The following is a 13,341-nucleotide window of genomic DNA, read 5'->3' as shown; positions in this document are numbered from 1 at the left end:
CATTTAGCCTGCAAAGGCTACTTCAGTTTTTCATTGCCGGTGGTGGCAACCCTGGAACCCGGCCCCGCCATTGCCGAATACGCGTTTATCAACGAGGCTCCAGCGGGGCTGGCGACGACTCCGGCAGCCTCCGAGGCCAACACGTTCAGGCAGATCAAGATCAACAAACTGTATAAATCCGGGGCGTATGCCCAGTTCACCTCCTTGAAGGAGCTTGGCACTACCTACACGACATCGGAGGGTGTCCCGGTTTCGTTCGAGCTATTGCCTGCTCCAGTCATCCAGGGGCGCATCGAGGCTTATCGTGGCTATCGCGAAGCCTTCAAGGATCTTTTCCAAGTCACCGAAGACGCTGAGTAAAGCAGTAGAGCCGGGAGCGAGTAGTCGCCCCGGCATTTTGCAGGGCGGTCAGCCAGGTGATTGTGTTCGGTGGATGAAGGTGTAACAGGCATTGTCTACACTCCAGAGTGAGGCCGTGCCCATCGGTGCGGCAACAAGGAGAAAACTCCATGACGATATTGCGTGCCCCTTTGTTGGTAATCGGCTTGCTGCTTTGCTCCCAGAGCTTCGCGACCACACCTCAGCAGGAAAAAATGACTATCTGCAACGCCGACGCGACGGCAAAAAGCCTCAAAGGTGATGAGCGCAAAATGTTCATGAGTAACTGCCTGAAAACCGAGCCGGCCGCCCCAGACATAAAAACCCTGACCCCTCAGCAACAGAAGATGAAAACCTGCAACGCCGATGCCACAACCAAACTGCTCAAAGGTGATGAGCGCAAGGCGTTCATGAGTGATTGCCTGAGGAACAAATAGGAGTGGGGGGTGTGAGGGCCTCATTGAGTCTCGGTTCGCAGGTCCGTGAGGGAGCGAGCYTGCTCGCGAAGGCGTCAGTCGGGGCGCAGCAATAAATCGCCCGAACCCCGACCAAAGTCGACCTACACAATTCCTAGTGCTGCCACCGGAACGCTGGCAGACTGCCAATCCTTTTACGCTGTCCGTTTTGAGGCTGTATGCCAACGTTTTCTCAACGCCACGTTTTGCTGCTGATCAGTTGGTTCATCATTTTTGGTGGTTTGCTGCTGGTGATCCCGCTGCGCTTGTTGCCCAGCCTGCTGGCCGGTCTGCTGGTGTTCGAGCTGGTCAATATGCTCACGCCGCAATTGCAGCGGCTGATTGAAGGTCGGCGTGCGCGCTGGCTGGCGGTAGCGTTGCTCGGGACTTTGGTAGTGAGCGTGCTGGCGCTGATCTTTGCCGGCGCCTTCAGTTTCTTGCTGCACGAAGCCGAAAACCCCGGGGCTTCCCTCGATAAATTCATGGGTGTGGTCGACCGGGCGCGCGGGCAACTGCCGCCATTCATCGACGCCTATCTGCCCGCCAGTGCCGGTGAATTCCGCCTGGCCATCGGGGAATGGATCAGCAAGCACTTGAGCGACTTGCAGCTGGTGGGCAAGGATGCGGCGCACATGTTTGTGACGCTGCTGATCGGCATGGTGCTGGGGGCGATCATTGCCTTGCAGCGCGCACCAGACGTGACCAAACGCAAACCTCTGGCCGCCGCGCTGTTCGACCGCTTGCACCTGTTGGTCAAGGCCTTCCGTAACATCGTGTTTGCGCAGATCAAGATTTCGCTGCTCAACACCTTCTTCACCGGGATTTTCCTGGCGGTGGTCCTGCCGATGTTCGGCATCAAGCTGCCGCTGACCAAAACCCTGATTGTGCTGACCTTCCTGCTCGGCCTGCTGCCGGTGATCGGCAATTTGATGTCAAACACCCTGATCACCATCGTTGGCCTGTCGCTGTCGATATGGGTCGCGGTGGCGGCGCTGGGTTATCTGATCGTTATCCACAAGCTTGAATACTTCCTCAACGCGCGCATTGTCGGCGGGCAGATCAGTGCCAAGTCGTGGGAGTTGCTGCTGGCGATGCTGGTGTTCGAGGCCGCGTTCGGCCTACCGGGGGTGGTGGCGGGACCGATTTATTACGCGTATTTGAAGAGTGAGTTGAAGCAGGTGGGAATGGTCTAAGCGGCTGTTGATCTACTGTGGCGAGGGGGCWWGCCCCCTCGCCACAGGGTTAATCAGTCCATGCTGCCGTAACGCTTCGACGCTTCAATCGCCAATCCGCTACCAATGCTGCCGAAGATGTTCCCTTCCACATGCCGCGCCTTCGGCAACATCGCCGAAACACTGTTGCGCAGCGCCGGAATCCCGCTCGAACCGCCGGTGAAGAACACCGTATCCACCTGATCGACCCGCACATTCGCATCGTTGAGCATTTGCGTCACGCTGTTGCGCACGCGCTCCAGCAGCGCTTCGATGGCGGATTCGAACAGGGCGCGGCTCAGTTCCACACTCAGACCCGGCTCGATGCGGTCCAGCGGCACATGGCGACTGTCGGCGTGGGTCAGCTGGATCTTGGTTTCTTCCACTTCCATGGCCAGCCAATGGCCGGCGCGCTGGTCGATCAGCTTGAACAGGCGATCGATGCCGCCAGTGTCTTCGATGTCGTAACGCATGCTGCCCAGGGCCAGGGTCGATTTTTGCGAGTACACCGAGTTGATGGTGTGCCAGGTCGCCAGGTTCATGTGGTGGCTGGTCGGCATGTAGGCGCCGCTCTTCATGCGGCTGCCGTAGCCGAACAGCGGCATCAGGCCTTGCAGGCTCAGTTGCTTGTCGAAATCGGTCCCGCCGATGTGCACGCCGCCGGTGGCGAGGATGTCATCGTGACGGTTGTCGTAATGGCGGCGTTCAGGGGACAGGCGCACCAGCGAGAAGTCGGAGGTACCACCGCCGATGTCGACGATCAGCACCAGCTCTTCTTTTTCGATGGTCGACTCATAGTCGAATGCCGCCGCAATCGGTTCGTACTGGAAAGAGACATCCTTGAAGCCAATGGCGCGGGCCACGTCCACCAAAGTGTTTTCGGCTTCCTGGTCGGCCATTTCATCGTCATCGACGAAAAACACCGGACGGCCCAGCACCACTTCTTCGAATTCCCGACCGGCGGCTGTTTCAGCGCGCTTTTTCAGTTGGCCGATAAACAGCCCGAGCAGGTCCTTGAACGGCATCGCCGTGCCGAGAACGCTGGTGTCGTGCTTGATCAGCTTGGAGCCCAACAGGCTCTTGAGCGAGCGCATCAACCGGCCTTCATAGCCTTCCAGGTACTCGTGCAGGGCCAGCCGGCCGTACACCGGGCGGCGTTCTTCCATATTGAAGAAGACCACCGAGGGCAGGGTGATCTTGTCGTCCTCCAGCGCGATCAGCGTTTCCATGCCGGGGCGCAGCCAGCCGACGGTGGAGTTGGACGTGCCAAAGTCGATACCACAGGCACGGGCTGGAGATGCGTTTTTCATGTCTTTCAAGTTCCGGTTAAAAAACGGCCGCGCAGTGTATGTCAGCGCGACGAATATTCGAAGGCCGACTATCTACTAATTCGCAGGCATTAGCGCTTGAAACACTCAGCTTCGCCCCAAACTTGCTGGCATGGGCCTGGTAGTCAACCGGCGGTCGCAAGAACCGCTGTCCGCTACCAATAAACTTCTGACGCGCTGCCCGGTCACAAATTTGAGATCGGTCAATCCAAACGCTGCAAACAAGAGCATGCTGTGCCTGGCTGCGCGATTTGATAACGGATGGTGATCCTTAGATGGACTTCAAAGACTATTACAAGATTCTGGGTGTTGAGCCGACGGCTGACGATAAGGCGATCAAGGCCGCCTATCGCAAGCTTGCGCGCAAATACCACCCCGACGTCAGCAAGGAAAAGGACGCCGAGGCCAAGTTCAAGGACGCCTCGGAAGCCTATGAAGCGCTGAAAAGCGCCGACAAGCGCGCCGAATATGACGACTTGCGCAAATACGGCCAGCATGGCCAGCCGTTCCAGGGCCCGCCAGGGTGGCAGGGACGTGGCGCAGGCGGTTTCGGTGGTGGTCAGGACGCGGGCGATTTCTCGGACTTTTTCAGTTCGATCTTCGGCAACCGTGGCCCTGGTTTTGATGGTGGGCAGTCGCGTCGCAGCACCGGACGTCGAGGACAAGACGTGGAAATGGAACTCGGGATTTTTCTGGAAGAAACCCTCTCGAACGAATCGAAGAAGGTCACTTTCCAGGTGCCGCAGTACAACGCTGCCGGCCAACACGTCAGCAACACCAGCAAAAGCCTGAACGTAAAAATCCCGGCCGGCGTGACCGACGGCGAGCGCATCCGCCTCAAAGGCCAAGGGGCTCCGGGTGTCGGTGGCGGCGCCAATGGCGACTTGTACCTGACGATCCGTTTTGCGCCGCACCCCAAATTCGATGTCGAAGGCGAGAACCTGATTATCACGTTGCCTTTGGCACCGTGGGAGCTGGCGCTGGGGACTGAAGTCGCAGTGCCGACCCTGACCGGCAAGATCAACCTCAAAGTGCCGGCCGGCAGTCAGAATGGCCAGCGCATGCGCGCCAAGGGCCATGGTTTGCTGAACAAGACGGGTGAGCGCGGCTTCCTGTTCGTGCAACTCAAGGCCGTCATGCCAAAAGCGTCGAGCGATGAGGTCAAAGCGTTGTGGCAGGAACTGGCGAAAAAAGCTGAGTTCAACCCTAGAGAACATTTCTGATCCAAGAGACGGAGTAGCCCATCATGAGCAACCCCCTGATCGTTCACCTGGACCTGGCAGAATTCTGTGAGGCGACCGACTTGTCGGACGTCTACGTGATCGAAATCGTCGAACACGGCATCCTCGAACCTCAGGGCAAGCAGCCCAAGGATTGGCGTTTCAACGATTACGAACTGGCGCTGGCCAAGCGTGCCGCCAAACTGCGGCACGACCTGGAACTGGAATGGGAGGGCGTCGCCCTGGCACTGGACCTGCTTGAAGAGGTCCAGCAACTGCGGGCCGAGAACCGGATGCTCAAGCAGCGGTTGGGGCGGTTGGTGGTTGAGTAGGCGTGAACTGTTAGCCGGTGATAAAGGCGCTTCCTGTGGCGAGCGGACTTTCTGTGGCGAGGGGGCTTGCCCTCGTTGGGCTGCGTAGCAGCCCCAAAAAACCATTGTCGCGTTTTATCAGGTAAAGCACATTTTCAGGATTTGCGACCGCTTCGCGGCCGAACGGGTGCAAGCCCCCTCGCCACAATGCAGTCTCACGCCTTCATACCTTCCTGGGCAACACCACAGTAAACAGCGTCCCGTCGGTCTCGTTCGAACTGACCTCTATCGTCCCGCCATGCGCATTCACCACTTCCTTGACGATGAACAACCCCAGGCCAAGGCTAGTCGTTGGCTGCCCCAGTTCCTCGTCAGCGCTGCGCACCAGCGGATCGAATATCGTTCCGAGAGCATCCTCGGAAATCGGCACACCAAAGTTGTGCACCGTCAGGCAAACCGCGTCAGGTGTCCCGCTCACGGTGACGGTCACATCTCGTTTGTTCGAACCATGCTGCAAGGCGTTGCCGATCAGGTTCTGCAACAGTTGACCGACCCGCCCGCCATCCCAGACACCGCGGGTATCTCCCACTACTTTTACCGTTGGATCGCATTCGGGGTTACCGGCGCAGGCTTCGGCAATCGCTGTATGCGCGGCATCGGCAAGATCCATGGGCGCCGGTTCGATGGGCAGACTCTTGCCCAATCGACTGCGCACCAGTTCCAGCAAATCGTTGACCATCACCGCCATGTGCTTTGCACCACGCTTTATGTTGTTCGCACAGGCCAACGCATCGCCTTCGAGCGCGGTTTTGCGCATCAGCAGTTCAGTGGACATGCTCACGGCTTGCAGCGGCGCGCGCAGGTCATGGCCGAGGATTGCCAGAAAGATATCCCGCGAGCGATTGACCTGTTCGGCATAGGCCGCGGTGGACTCGGCGAGGGCTTCGTCGATGGCTTCGTTAAAGCGGATCATGTCCTGAAAGTAGGCCAGGTCCGGTGATTCGAGGCTGTTGACCCACAAGCGAATCACACAGGCTCGCAAGTGGCGGAATTCGCTGGTCATCTGCACCAGATCGAAACCCACGGTATGGCGCAGTTCACCATGGCTGGCGCCGGCCTCGTCCAGGCTCGGGGTTTTTTCCGGCCCTTCACCCTTGGCCTTGGCAGCCTGTTCGCAGGCGGTTTGCGCAGTAGTCATGTCCCGCGCGGCCGCCAATAGAATTGCCTTGGCGTGATCACGCAAAGCCGCACGGTCCATATTTTCGGCAGCCGGCGTGATGGTACTGGCGAACTGCTCCCATTCATCGACGATACGRTCCACGTCTTGCCTGATGAATTCGGATAAGCGCATGGCCGGTTTCCTGACAGAAGATCTGGGCAGCTTAGTCTTTTTACCGACGGCCCAATACTACCGTTCACGCGCAGGTTCAGACGACGCGGCGATCAGGGTGGTAAATAATTATTTTTCAGGGTTTGAAGTTTAATGGGAATAGCTGTTTTCGAGCGGCTTAACAGCAGTTATTTAGGCTTTTGTTTTTCTTATTGCTGAATAAGCTGATGGCTCTAGTGATCGCWCAGGGATAGTTGCGAAATGGCTGAGTTATTAGAAGGCGCTGTATTGGGAACACCTCCCGAGGTGTTCGATGATGCGCAGAGTATTTATCTGGAATACCTCGCGGAAAAAGTCCCGACGCTGCTCAATAAAATACCGATCCACCGATATGAGTCACTCCTCAATCAGAACCCGGCTGTTCCCGAGTGGTATGGCAATGCGCGCCCCATGGATCGCCAGTATTTGAAGGCGCTTATCAACGAACGCTGGCGATTGCAGGCGCCTCTGGAAAATACGCTGAGTGACTTGCAACATGACATCAAGGCGTTTGCGCAGCCGCTACTGATCGAAGCCCTGAAGGATCAACTGAATCTGGAGCTGGACGTTAATGCAACGTTATTGCRGGCTTATGTACCGGCGACATTAACGTTCGGCATCGATACCCAAGCCAGTCGAATGAGGCAGTCCACGCTGCTGGAAGCGGCGCTGCACAACTTTGAAGAACCTGAAACACAGGCCGGTGCGTTTCGCGATGGCTCTGGCATTTTCATCAAGGATGCCCAGGGGCAACTGCAGCGCCAGGCCTTGACGGTCGAACAGTTTGCATCCTTGTGTCGAACTCTGGATATCGGCGCGCAGTATCAAAAGCACATGACTGCGTTGCTCAAGCCAGAAACGGTTGACGCCAAAGCAACACTTGAGCGGCATTCCATTGCCTGCGAAAAAGCGGCGTTCAATGAAGCAGCGCTCATTGCACATTTGAAGGGCGATATCTCTTTCTATGCATACGGCAAATTGCAGGAAGCACGGGATCGTAAAAGCAACATCATGCTGGGTGACCGGCCGATGCAGTGTCATCGCTTGTCACTCATGGGATTCAATCTGACCGGCATCGTATTGTTCAGCGCCGTGGCGGACCCCGCGCTGATAAAAGAAACCTACGACAGCCTGGTGCCGAGGCATCAGCAGGTGCTGATGGAGTGGTCACAGAGCCTGTCGATATTACCGGGTCAAGAGTTTGGGCAGTTCAAGTTGCTCAAGGCGTTTTTTGCCAACGGCCCCCGCGGGGTAGTCGATGAAGTACTGCGCCGGCAGGATATCGATAAGCAAAGTCGTCTGGACGGCACCTTGATCGTTTATGTTCCAGACGACCCCGAATACCCGCTCAAGGAATATCCGTCGTTCCTCGATTTCATGAAGGAACTGACCAGCCGGTTGCGATCACGGGACTACCAACAGTTTTTCAGCCGATTCGTGRCACAAAAAGACAAAGGCCGCTTCTTCGCGCGCGTCAACGAACGCTTCAGCACCTTCACCTGGCATCAACGCGAACCACTGGACATGGGCCCCTGGTGGAGAGAAACCGCCACCGAAAACCCCGATGCAGAGCCGATTACCAACCCGGTCACGGGCGATCTCTGGCAGCAGATTTCTGCTTGGCGCAGAGAGAAGGCCATCGCCGACGCACGACACATGGCCGTGCCTACCGATGACGAAGACGCCGCCACCCGCTGGGCACGTCTGACCAGCTACCTGAGCATCGGCTGGAACGTGTTCAATTTCGGTGCCCTGCTGGTGCCCGGACTGGGTGAAGCCATGTTGGGCATCATGGTCGGGCAGATGCTGCTGGAAACCATGGAGGGCATTGAAGACTGGAGCAAAGGAGACAAGGAAGAAGCCTCGGGCCTGCTTGTCGGGGTGGTGATCAATGCGGCCCAGCTTGCATTGATGATGGCCGGGCATGTGCTGCCCGGCCGACTTCCGACACCGGTCAAAGCCTCGTCTTTTGTCGATCGATTGAAAAAGGTCGAGCTGCCCGATGGTTCCTTTCGGCTTTGGAAGCCTGAACTGAACGCCTATGAGCACAGGGTCGACCTGCCCAGGGATTCGGTGCCGGACGAACGAGGCCTGCATCGGCAAGGCGGACGGGATTTTTTACCGCTTGGGGGGGAGCATTTCGAGGTGATCGACGATCCGCTCACCGGCCAGTCACGGCTTCAACACCCGAACCGCCCCGGCGCCTATCAACCGAAAGTCTCGCACAGCGGTGCCGGGATCTGGCACACCGAACTCGACCGCCCCCTTGAGTGGGACAGGACCGCCCTCATGCGCCGGCTTGGCCCGATGGTCGATGGTTTTGACGATGCGACACTCGAGCAGATCCGTTTGGTCAGTGGCGTCGAAGAGGACGTGTTGCGCAGACTGCACACCGAACACGCAGCCCCACCGGCGTTGCTGGTTGACACGATCAGACGGTTCAAGGCATGGGCTGATACCGAGAAGCTGACGCAAAACGGCCTGCAGCGAAAAAGTCATTTCGAAAGGCTCTACACCGCGCAGCAACACTCAAGTAACCCCGAGGTGTTGCTGCTTCAGAACGCCTTCGCGCATTTGCCTGCCAACCTGGCCGAGGAGATATTGGCGGCGGCCCGCCCTGAGGATTTGCGTGTCCTGACAGAGCATAAACGTCTGTCCCTGCACCTGAAGGAACAGGTGCGAACTGCGTTGCTGGACGTGCGCACGGCGCGCGCCTATGAAGGGTTGTTCCTTGATTGGCTGCAAACCCCGGACACCGAAAGGCTGGCGCTGCATACCCTGGAAACGCTGACGAACTGGCCCAGTGATGTGCGCATCGAGATCCGCGAATTTTCATTCTCGGGCACCCTGCTAGACAGCATCGGCCCGCAAGACGCCCGTGTGCGCAAAGTGCTGGTCCGTAACGACGGGCTTTATGAGGCGCGGGATGTCGCAGACCGGCATTTGCATGGGGCTGATACTCTTTTTGCGTCGGTGCTGCATGCACTTCCCGACGCGCAACGCTCGGCGCTGGGTTATGAAATCAACCAAGGGGCGGCACTCCGCCACGCGGTGCAAAGGGCACCAATGGCGCGCGATGCGTTGCGCCTGATCCTGGCCGACAACCCGATTCGCAAGCCGTTCTACGATCCGGAAACGATGAAGTTGCGCGGCGGCATGCAAGGCTACTTTCAAGCACTTCGCGCAGACTCCGGGCGTCTGACACCACGAGAACGGGTTCGAAGTCTCCGTCCCGGCTGGACAGAAGACGAGGCCCAGGCCTATCTGGACGGTGGCGGCCCTTACGGCAACCCGGAACACCGGGCGAGCGAGCTCGAAGCCGAGTTCAATCGGCTCAACGCCAATTTTCGGCTTTGGCTGGATTCTCCGACTGATGCGTTCAGGTACAGCGCCGCCGGAAGGACTGAATGGCAGTCAAGAAACGAGCTGTACACGATCATCAGGCAATGTTGGCAGCAGGCCGGGGAAAGGGATGTGGACACGTTCGGCAATGTGCGGGGCAGGGTGCTGGATCTGAGCGCCAGGCCATTGGGAAGGCATTTGGCGACAATGCCACCGTTGGAGGGTGATTTCGGACATGTCACCCGTCTGGACGTACAAAGTACCGAACTGGTCGATGCTCAGGTGTCTTTCCTTGAGCATTTTCCCAGGCTTCGCGCGCTCAACCTCAATGGCAACCGGCTTACGCGGTTTCCTCGCGTACTGGGCCGACTGCGCGGGCTGACGGAACTGGAAATCCGGGGCAATCGAATGGTGCTGGATGCGCAAGCGGTGGCGGACCTGCGCGACCTGACGCGCCTGCAAAGCCTGGACTTGATGGGTAATCCCTTGGGGCGCGAACCTGATATTGGTCGCATGCCCAGGCTGCACACGCTGCTGCTGACCGACACCAATATTTCTACTTGGCCGGAAGGCTTGTTTTCACAGGCCAGATTTCGTCATTTTTACCTGGACTTGCAACACAACGAGATTCTGACGGTGCCGACGGTTACTCCCGGCACTGTCGAAGCGGAGTTGTTGGCGCGCACGGTGTTGAGTCGTGATGCGCAATGGTTACCGGCGTTTAACCTGCAGTTGTTGCGCGAGTACATCGAGTCCGTTGGCATGGACCCTGATCGTCCCTATCCTCCGCGTGGCGTGCGTGACAGCCTCGACTGGGAGGAAGGGCTCACGCGACCAGAATGGGTCGCGCGCCAAGAGGTGTGGAATGAAGTTGAGGATGAGTTCGGTTCAGTGCCGTTTTTCAACGAGGTGCGCAAGCTGACCGAGTCCTATCACTTCAGGCGCGACAAGGCTTTTCAAGTGGATCTGACGGGCAAGGTCTGGCGCATGCTCGATGCCATGGCCGAGAACGCCGAGCTGCGAGAAAAGCTGTTTGCCATGGCCTCGGCGCCCACCGCGTGCGTCGATGCCGGGGCTCAACTGTTCAATGCCATGGGCCTTGAGGTGCTGATTCATGAGGCGTATGAATTGGTGAATCCGAGCCTGGTGGAGGCGGAACTGGTGCTGTTGGCCAAGGGTAAATCCCGCCTGGATGAATTGAGCAAAATCGCCAGGAACGTCATCAGCGAACGAACGGGCAAGGGCGAGCGGTTCAGGCGCGTCGATGCGGCAGGTGAGGTTACGGGCAGCATTGATGAAGTCGAGGTTCATCTGGCGTACATGACGGACCTGGCCGACCGGCTGGAGCTGCCTTGGCAAACCCGAAAAATGCAGTTCAGAAAAATCGCCGCGGTTACTGCGCAGATGATCGAGGATGCGTATCAACGCGTGCTCGATCTGGAAGCCGGGGATCTGCTGCGCGATTCGATCAGCGAACAGCCGTTCTGGGAGGCGTACGTCCGGGGTTCCAACCGGCGAGCGTTCAAGTCATTCCGGCGCCGGATCGATGCCACCACCGAGTTCTACACGGCGCTGCAGACGCGGGCGACTGAACCGGATCTCTCCATTGAGCAAAAGGACAGTCTGAAGGAGGAACTGCGCGTGCTCGCCGCCGAGCTGCGAAAACCGGAAGGCGAATATGCGCCGGGGCAGGTAATGACAGAGGGGCAATATGCCGCTGAGCTGAGCCTGATTGACGATGAAATGAAAACGCTGCTCAAGCGTCTGACCCGTCGGGCCATGGATAACGCAAAAGTGGAAAGGGTCGACATTCCTTTTACCGTTGAAACGAAAAACTGAAAATCAATGAGCAAAGGCCCGGATGCGCACTGCATCCAGGCCTTTTTTGCGCCACTGATAATCAGAACAAAAAGTAGCGCTGGGCCATCGGCAACACATCCGCCGGCTCACACCACAGCAATACACCATCCGCCTTGACCTGATACGTCTGCGGATCGACGTCGATATGCGGCAGGTAATCGTTATGGATCAGGTCGGTTTTCTGCACCTCGCGGCAGCCTTTGACCACAGCGATTTTCTTCTTCAGCCCCAAGGCTTCAGGCAGTCCGGCATCCGAAGCCGCCTGGCTGATAAAGGTCAGGCTGGTGGCATGCAGCGAGCCGCCGTAGCTGGCGAACATCGGTCGGTAGTGCACCGGTTGCGGTGTCGGGATCGACGCATTGGCATCGCCCATCAGGCTCGCCGCAATAGCGCCGCCCTTTAGAATCAACGTCGGTTTGACGCCGAAAAATGCAGGACGCCACAGCACCAGATCGGCCCATTTCCCCACTTCCACCGAGCCCACTTCATGGCTGATGCCGTGGGTGATCGCCGGATTGATCGTGTACTTGGCTATGTAGCGTTTGGCGCGGAAGTTGTCGTTGCCCTCGCCGTCACCCGGTAGCGGACCGCGCTGCTTTTTCATCTTGTCGGCGGTTTGCCAGGTGCGGGTGATGACTTCGCCGACGCGGCCCATGGCCTGGCTATCGGAGCTGATCATCGAGAACGCGCCGAGGTCGTGGAGGATGTCTTCGGCGGCAATCGTCTCGCGGCGGATGCGGCTTTCGGCGAAGGCCACGTCTTCGGCAATGCTCGGGTCCAGGTGATGGCAGACCATCAGCATGTCGAGGTGTTCATCGATGGTGTTGCGGGTGAACGGCCGGGTCGGGTTGGTGGAACTCGGCAGCACGTTGGCAAAGCCGCAGGCCTTGATGATGTCCGGCGCATGACCGCCTCCCGCACCTTCGGTGTGGTAGGTGTGGATGGTGCGACCCTTGAACGCGGCAAGCGTGGTTTCGACGAAACCGGATTCGTTGAGCGTGTCCGTGTGGATCGCCACTTGCACGTCGTACTGGTCAGCGACGCTCAGGCAGTTGTCGATACTCGCCGGCGTGGTGCCCCAGTCTTCGTGCAGCTTGAGGCCGATGGCGCCGGCCTTGACCTGCTCGATCAAGGGCTCCGGCAGGCTGGCGTTGCCCTTGCCGGTGAGGCCGATGTTCATCGGAAACGCGTCGGCGGCCTGGAGCATGCGCGCCAGGTGCCACGGCCCGGAGGTGCAGGTGGTGGCGTTGGTGCCAGTGGCCGGGCCGGTGCCGCCGCCGATCATGGTAGTGACACCGCTCATCAGCGCTTCTTCGATCTGCTGCGGGCAGATGAAGTGGATGTGGGTGTCGATGCCGCCGGCGGTGAGGATCATGCCCTCACCGGCGATGACTTCGGTGCTGGCGCCGATGGCGATGGTCACGTTCGGCTGCACGTCCGGGTTGCCGGCCTTGCCGATACCGGCGACGCGGCCGTCTTTCAAGCCGACGTCGGCTTTGACGATGCCCCAGTGGTCGATGATCAGCGCGTTGGTGATCACCGTGTCGACGACCTCGGCGGCCAATAGCTGGCTCTGGCCCTGGCCATCGCGAATGACTTTGCCGCCGCCGAATTTCACTTCTTCGCCGTAGGTGGTGAAGTCTTTTTCAACTTCGATCCACAGCTCGGTGTCGGCCAGGCGGACCTTGTCACCGACGGTGGGGCCGAACATGTCGGCGTAGGCTTGTCTAGAAATTTTCATGGGCTTGCCTTGGGATTCAATTGTTTTTGAGACCGCTCGCGTAGCTCGCTATCGCAGCCTCGCTGCGCTCGACAGCTCCTACAGGTGTTCGCGTAAATTCCCTGCTGTGCCCGGCCCCTGTAGGAG

General features: G+C 58.6%; 9 protein-coding genes. 6 read left to right on the top strand and 3 right to left on the bottom strand.

What is annotated here, in order from left to right; translation table 11 throughout:
* From AC1DRJ_RS10770 to AC1DRJ_RS10760, 3 genes are all read left to right on the top strand, one after another.
* The coding region (locus tag AC1DRJ_RS10770; RefSeq protein WP_477802120.1) for a hypothetical protein at nt 1-360 on the top strand (360 nt) is incomplete at its 5' end.
* Between the two features lie 149 nt (nt 361-509).
* Nucleotides 510-815, top strand: a complete 306-nt coding sequence (locus AC1DRJ_RS10765) for a PsiF family protein (RefSeq protein WP_477802119.1) — start codon at nt 510-512, stop codon at nt 813-815.
* Nucleotides 816-1,012: 197 nt separating this feature from the next.
* On the top strand, nt 1,013-2,026 hold the full coding sequence (locus AC1DRJ_RS10760; RefSeq protein WP_477802118.1) for an AI-2E family transporter: 1,014 nt from the start codon (nt 1,013-1,015) through the stop codon (nt 2,024-2,026).
* Nucleotides 2,027-2,079: 53 nt separating this feature from the next.
* On the opposite strand, the gene AC1DRJ_RS10755 is transcribed toward AC1DRJ_RS10760, so the two are convergent.
* Nucleotides 2,080-3,354 (bottom strand): Hsp70 family protein, encoded by a 1,275-nt coding sequence (locus AC1DRJ_RS10755; RefSeq protein ID WP_477802117.1) that lies wholly within the window; start codon nt 3,352-3,354, stop codon nt 2,080-2,082.
* Nucleotides 3,355-3,647: 293 nt separating this feature from the next.
* Here AC1DRJ_RS10755 and AC1DRJ_RS10750 point away from each other — a divergent pair, with 293 nt between their 5' ends.
* Together AC1DRJ_RS10750 and AC1DRJ_RS10745 are read left to right on the top strand one after the other, a co-directional pair.
* A complete protein-coding gene (locus AC1DRJ_RS10750) occupies nt 3,648-4,595 on the top strand; it encodes a DnaJ C-terminal domain-containing protein (protein WP_477802116.1) in 948 nt (315 codons plus the stop codon).
* Between the two features lie 23 nt (nt 4,596-4,618).
* The gene (locus tag AC1DRJ_RS10745) at nt 4,619-4,924 is read left to right on the top strand and encodes a chaperone modulator CbpM (protein WP_477802115.1); all 306 of its coding nucleotides are present in this window, start codon (nt 4,619-4,621) and stop codon (nt 4,922-4,924) included.
* A 202-nt stretch (nt 4,925-5,126) separates the two neighbouring features.
* Here the strand turns inward: AC1DRJ_RS10745 and AC1DRJ_RS10740 are convergent, their stop codons facing one another.
* Nucleotides 5,127-6,254 (bottom strand): sensor histidine kinase, encoded by a 1,128-nt coding sequence (locus AC1DRJ_RS10740; RefSeq protein WP_477802114.1) that lies wholly within the window; start codon nt 6,252-6,254, stop codon nt 5,127-5,129.
* 240 nt (nt 6,255-6,494) lie between these two features.
* Between AC1DRJ_RS10740 and AC1DRJ_RS10735 the strand changes: the two genes are divergently transcribed.
* The gene (locus AC1DRJ_RS10735; RefSeq protein ID WP_477802113.1) at nt 6,495-11,453 is read left to right on the top strand and encodes an NEL-type E3 ubiquitin ligase domain-containing protein; all 4,959 of its coding nucleotides are present in this window, start codon (nt 6,495-6,497) and stop codon (nt 11,451-11,453) included.
* Nucleotides 11,454-11,514: 61 nt separating this feature from the next.
* Here the strand turns inward: AC1DRJ_RS10735 and ureC are convergent, their stop codons facing one another.
* The gene (gene ureC / locus AC1DRJ_RS10730) at nt 11,515-13,215 is read right to left on the bottom strand and encodes an urease subunit alpha (RefSeq protein ID WP_477802112.1); all 1,701 of its coding nucleotides are present in this window, start codon (nt 13,213-13,215) and stop codon (nt 11,515-11,517) included.
* Between the last annotated feature and the right edge of the window lie 126 nt (nt 13,216-13,341).

It is taken from the genome of Pseudomonas sp. P5_B2 (genome assembly GCF_056400445.1).
The sequence above is the reverse complement of the archived record's forward strand: the minus strand, read 5'-3'. Positions and strand labels throughout refer to the sequence as shown.

Bases quoted from the DNA above. Each gene is read 5' to 3' on its own strand.
- AC1DRJ_RS10765 (WP_477802119.1), top strand. From the start codon at position 510: ATGACGATATTGCGTGCCCCTTTGTTGGTAATCGGCTTGCTGCTTTGC.
- AC1DRJ_RS10760 (WP_477802118.1), top strand. From the start codon at position 1,013: ATGCCAACGTTTTCTCAACGCCACGTTTTGCTGCTGATCAGTTGGTTC.
- AC1DRJ_RS10755 (WP_477802117.1), bottom strand. From the start codon at position 3,354: ATGAAAAACGCATCTCCAGCCCGTGCCTGTGGTATCGACTTTGGCACG.
- AC1DRJ_RS10750 (WP_477802116.1), top strand. From the start codon at position 3,648: ATGGACTTCAAAGACTATTACAAGATTCTGGGTGTTGAGCCGACGGCT.
- AC1DRJ_RS10745 (WP_477802115.1), top strand. From the start codon at position 4,619: ATGAGCAACCCCCTGATCGTTCACCTGGACCTGGCAGAATTCTGTGAG.
- ureC (WP_477802112.1), bottom strand. From the start codon at position 13,215: ATGAAAATTTCTAGACAAGCCTACGCCGACATGTTCGGCCCCACCGTC.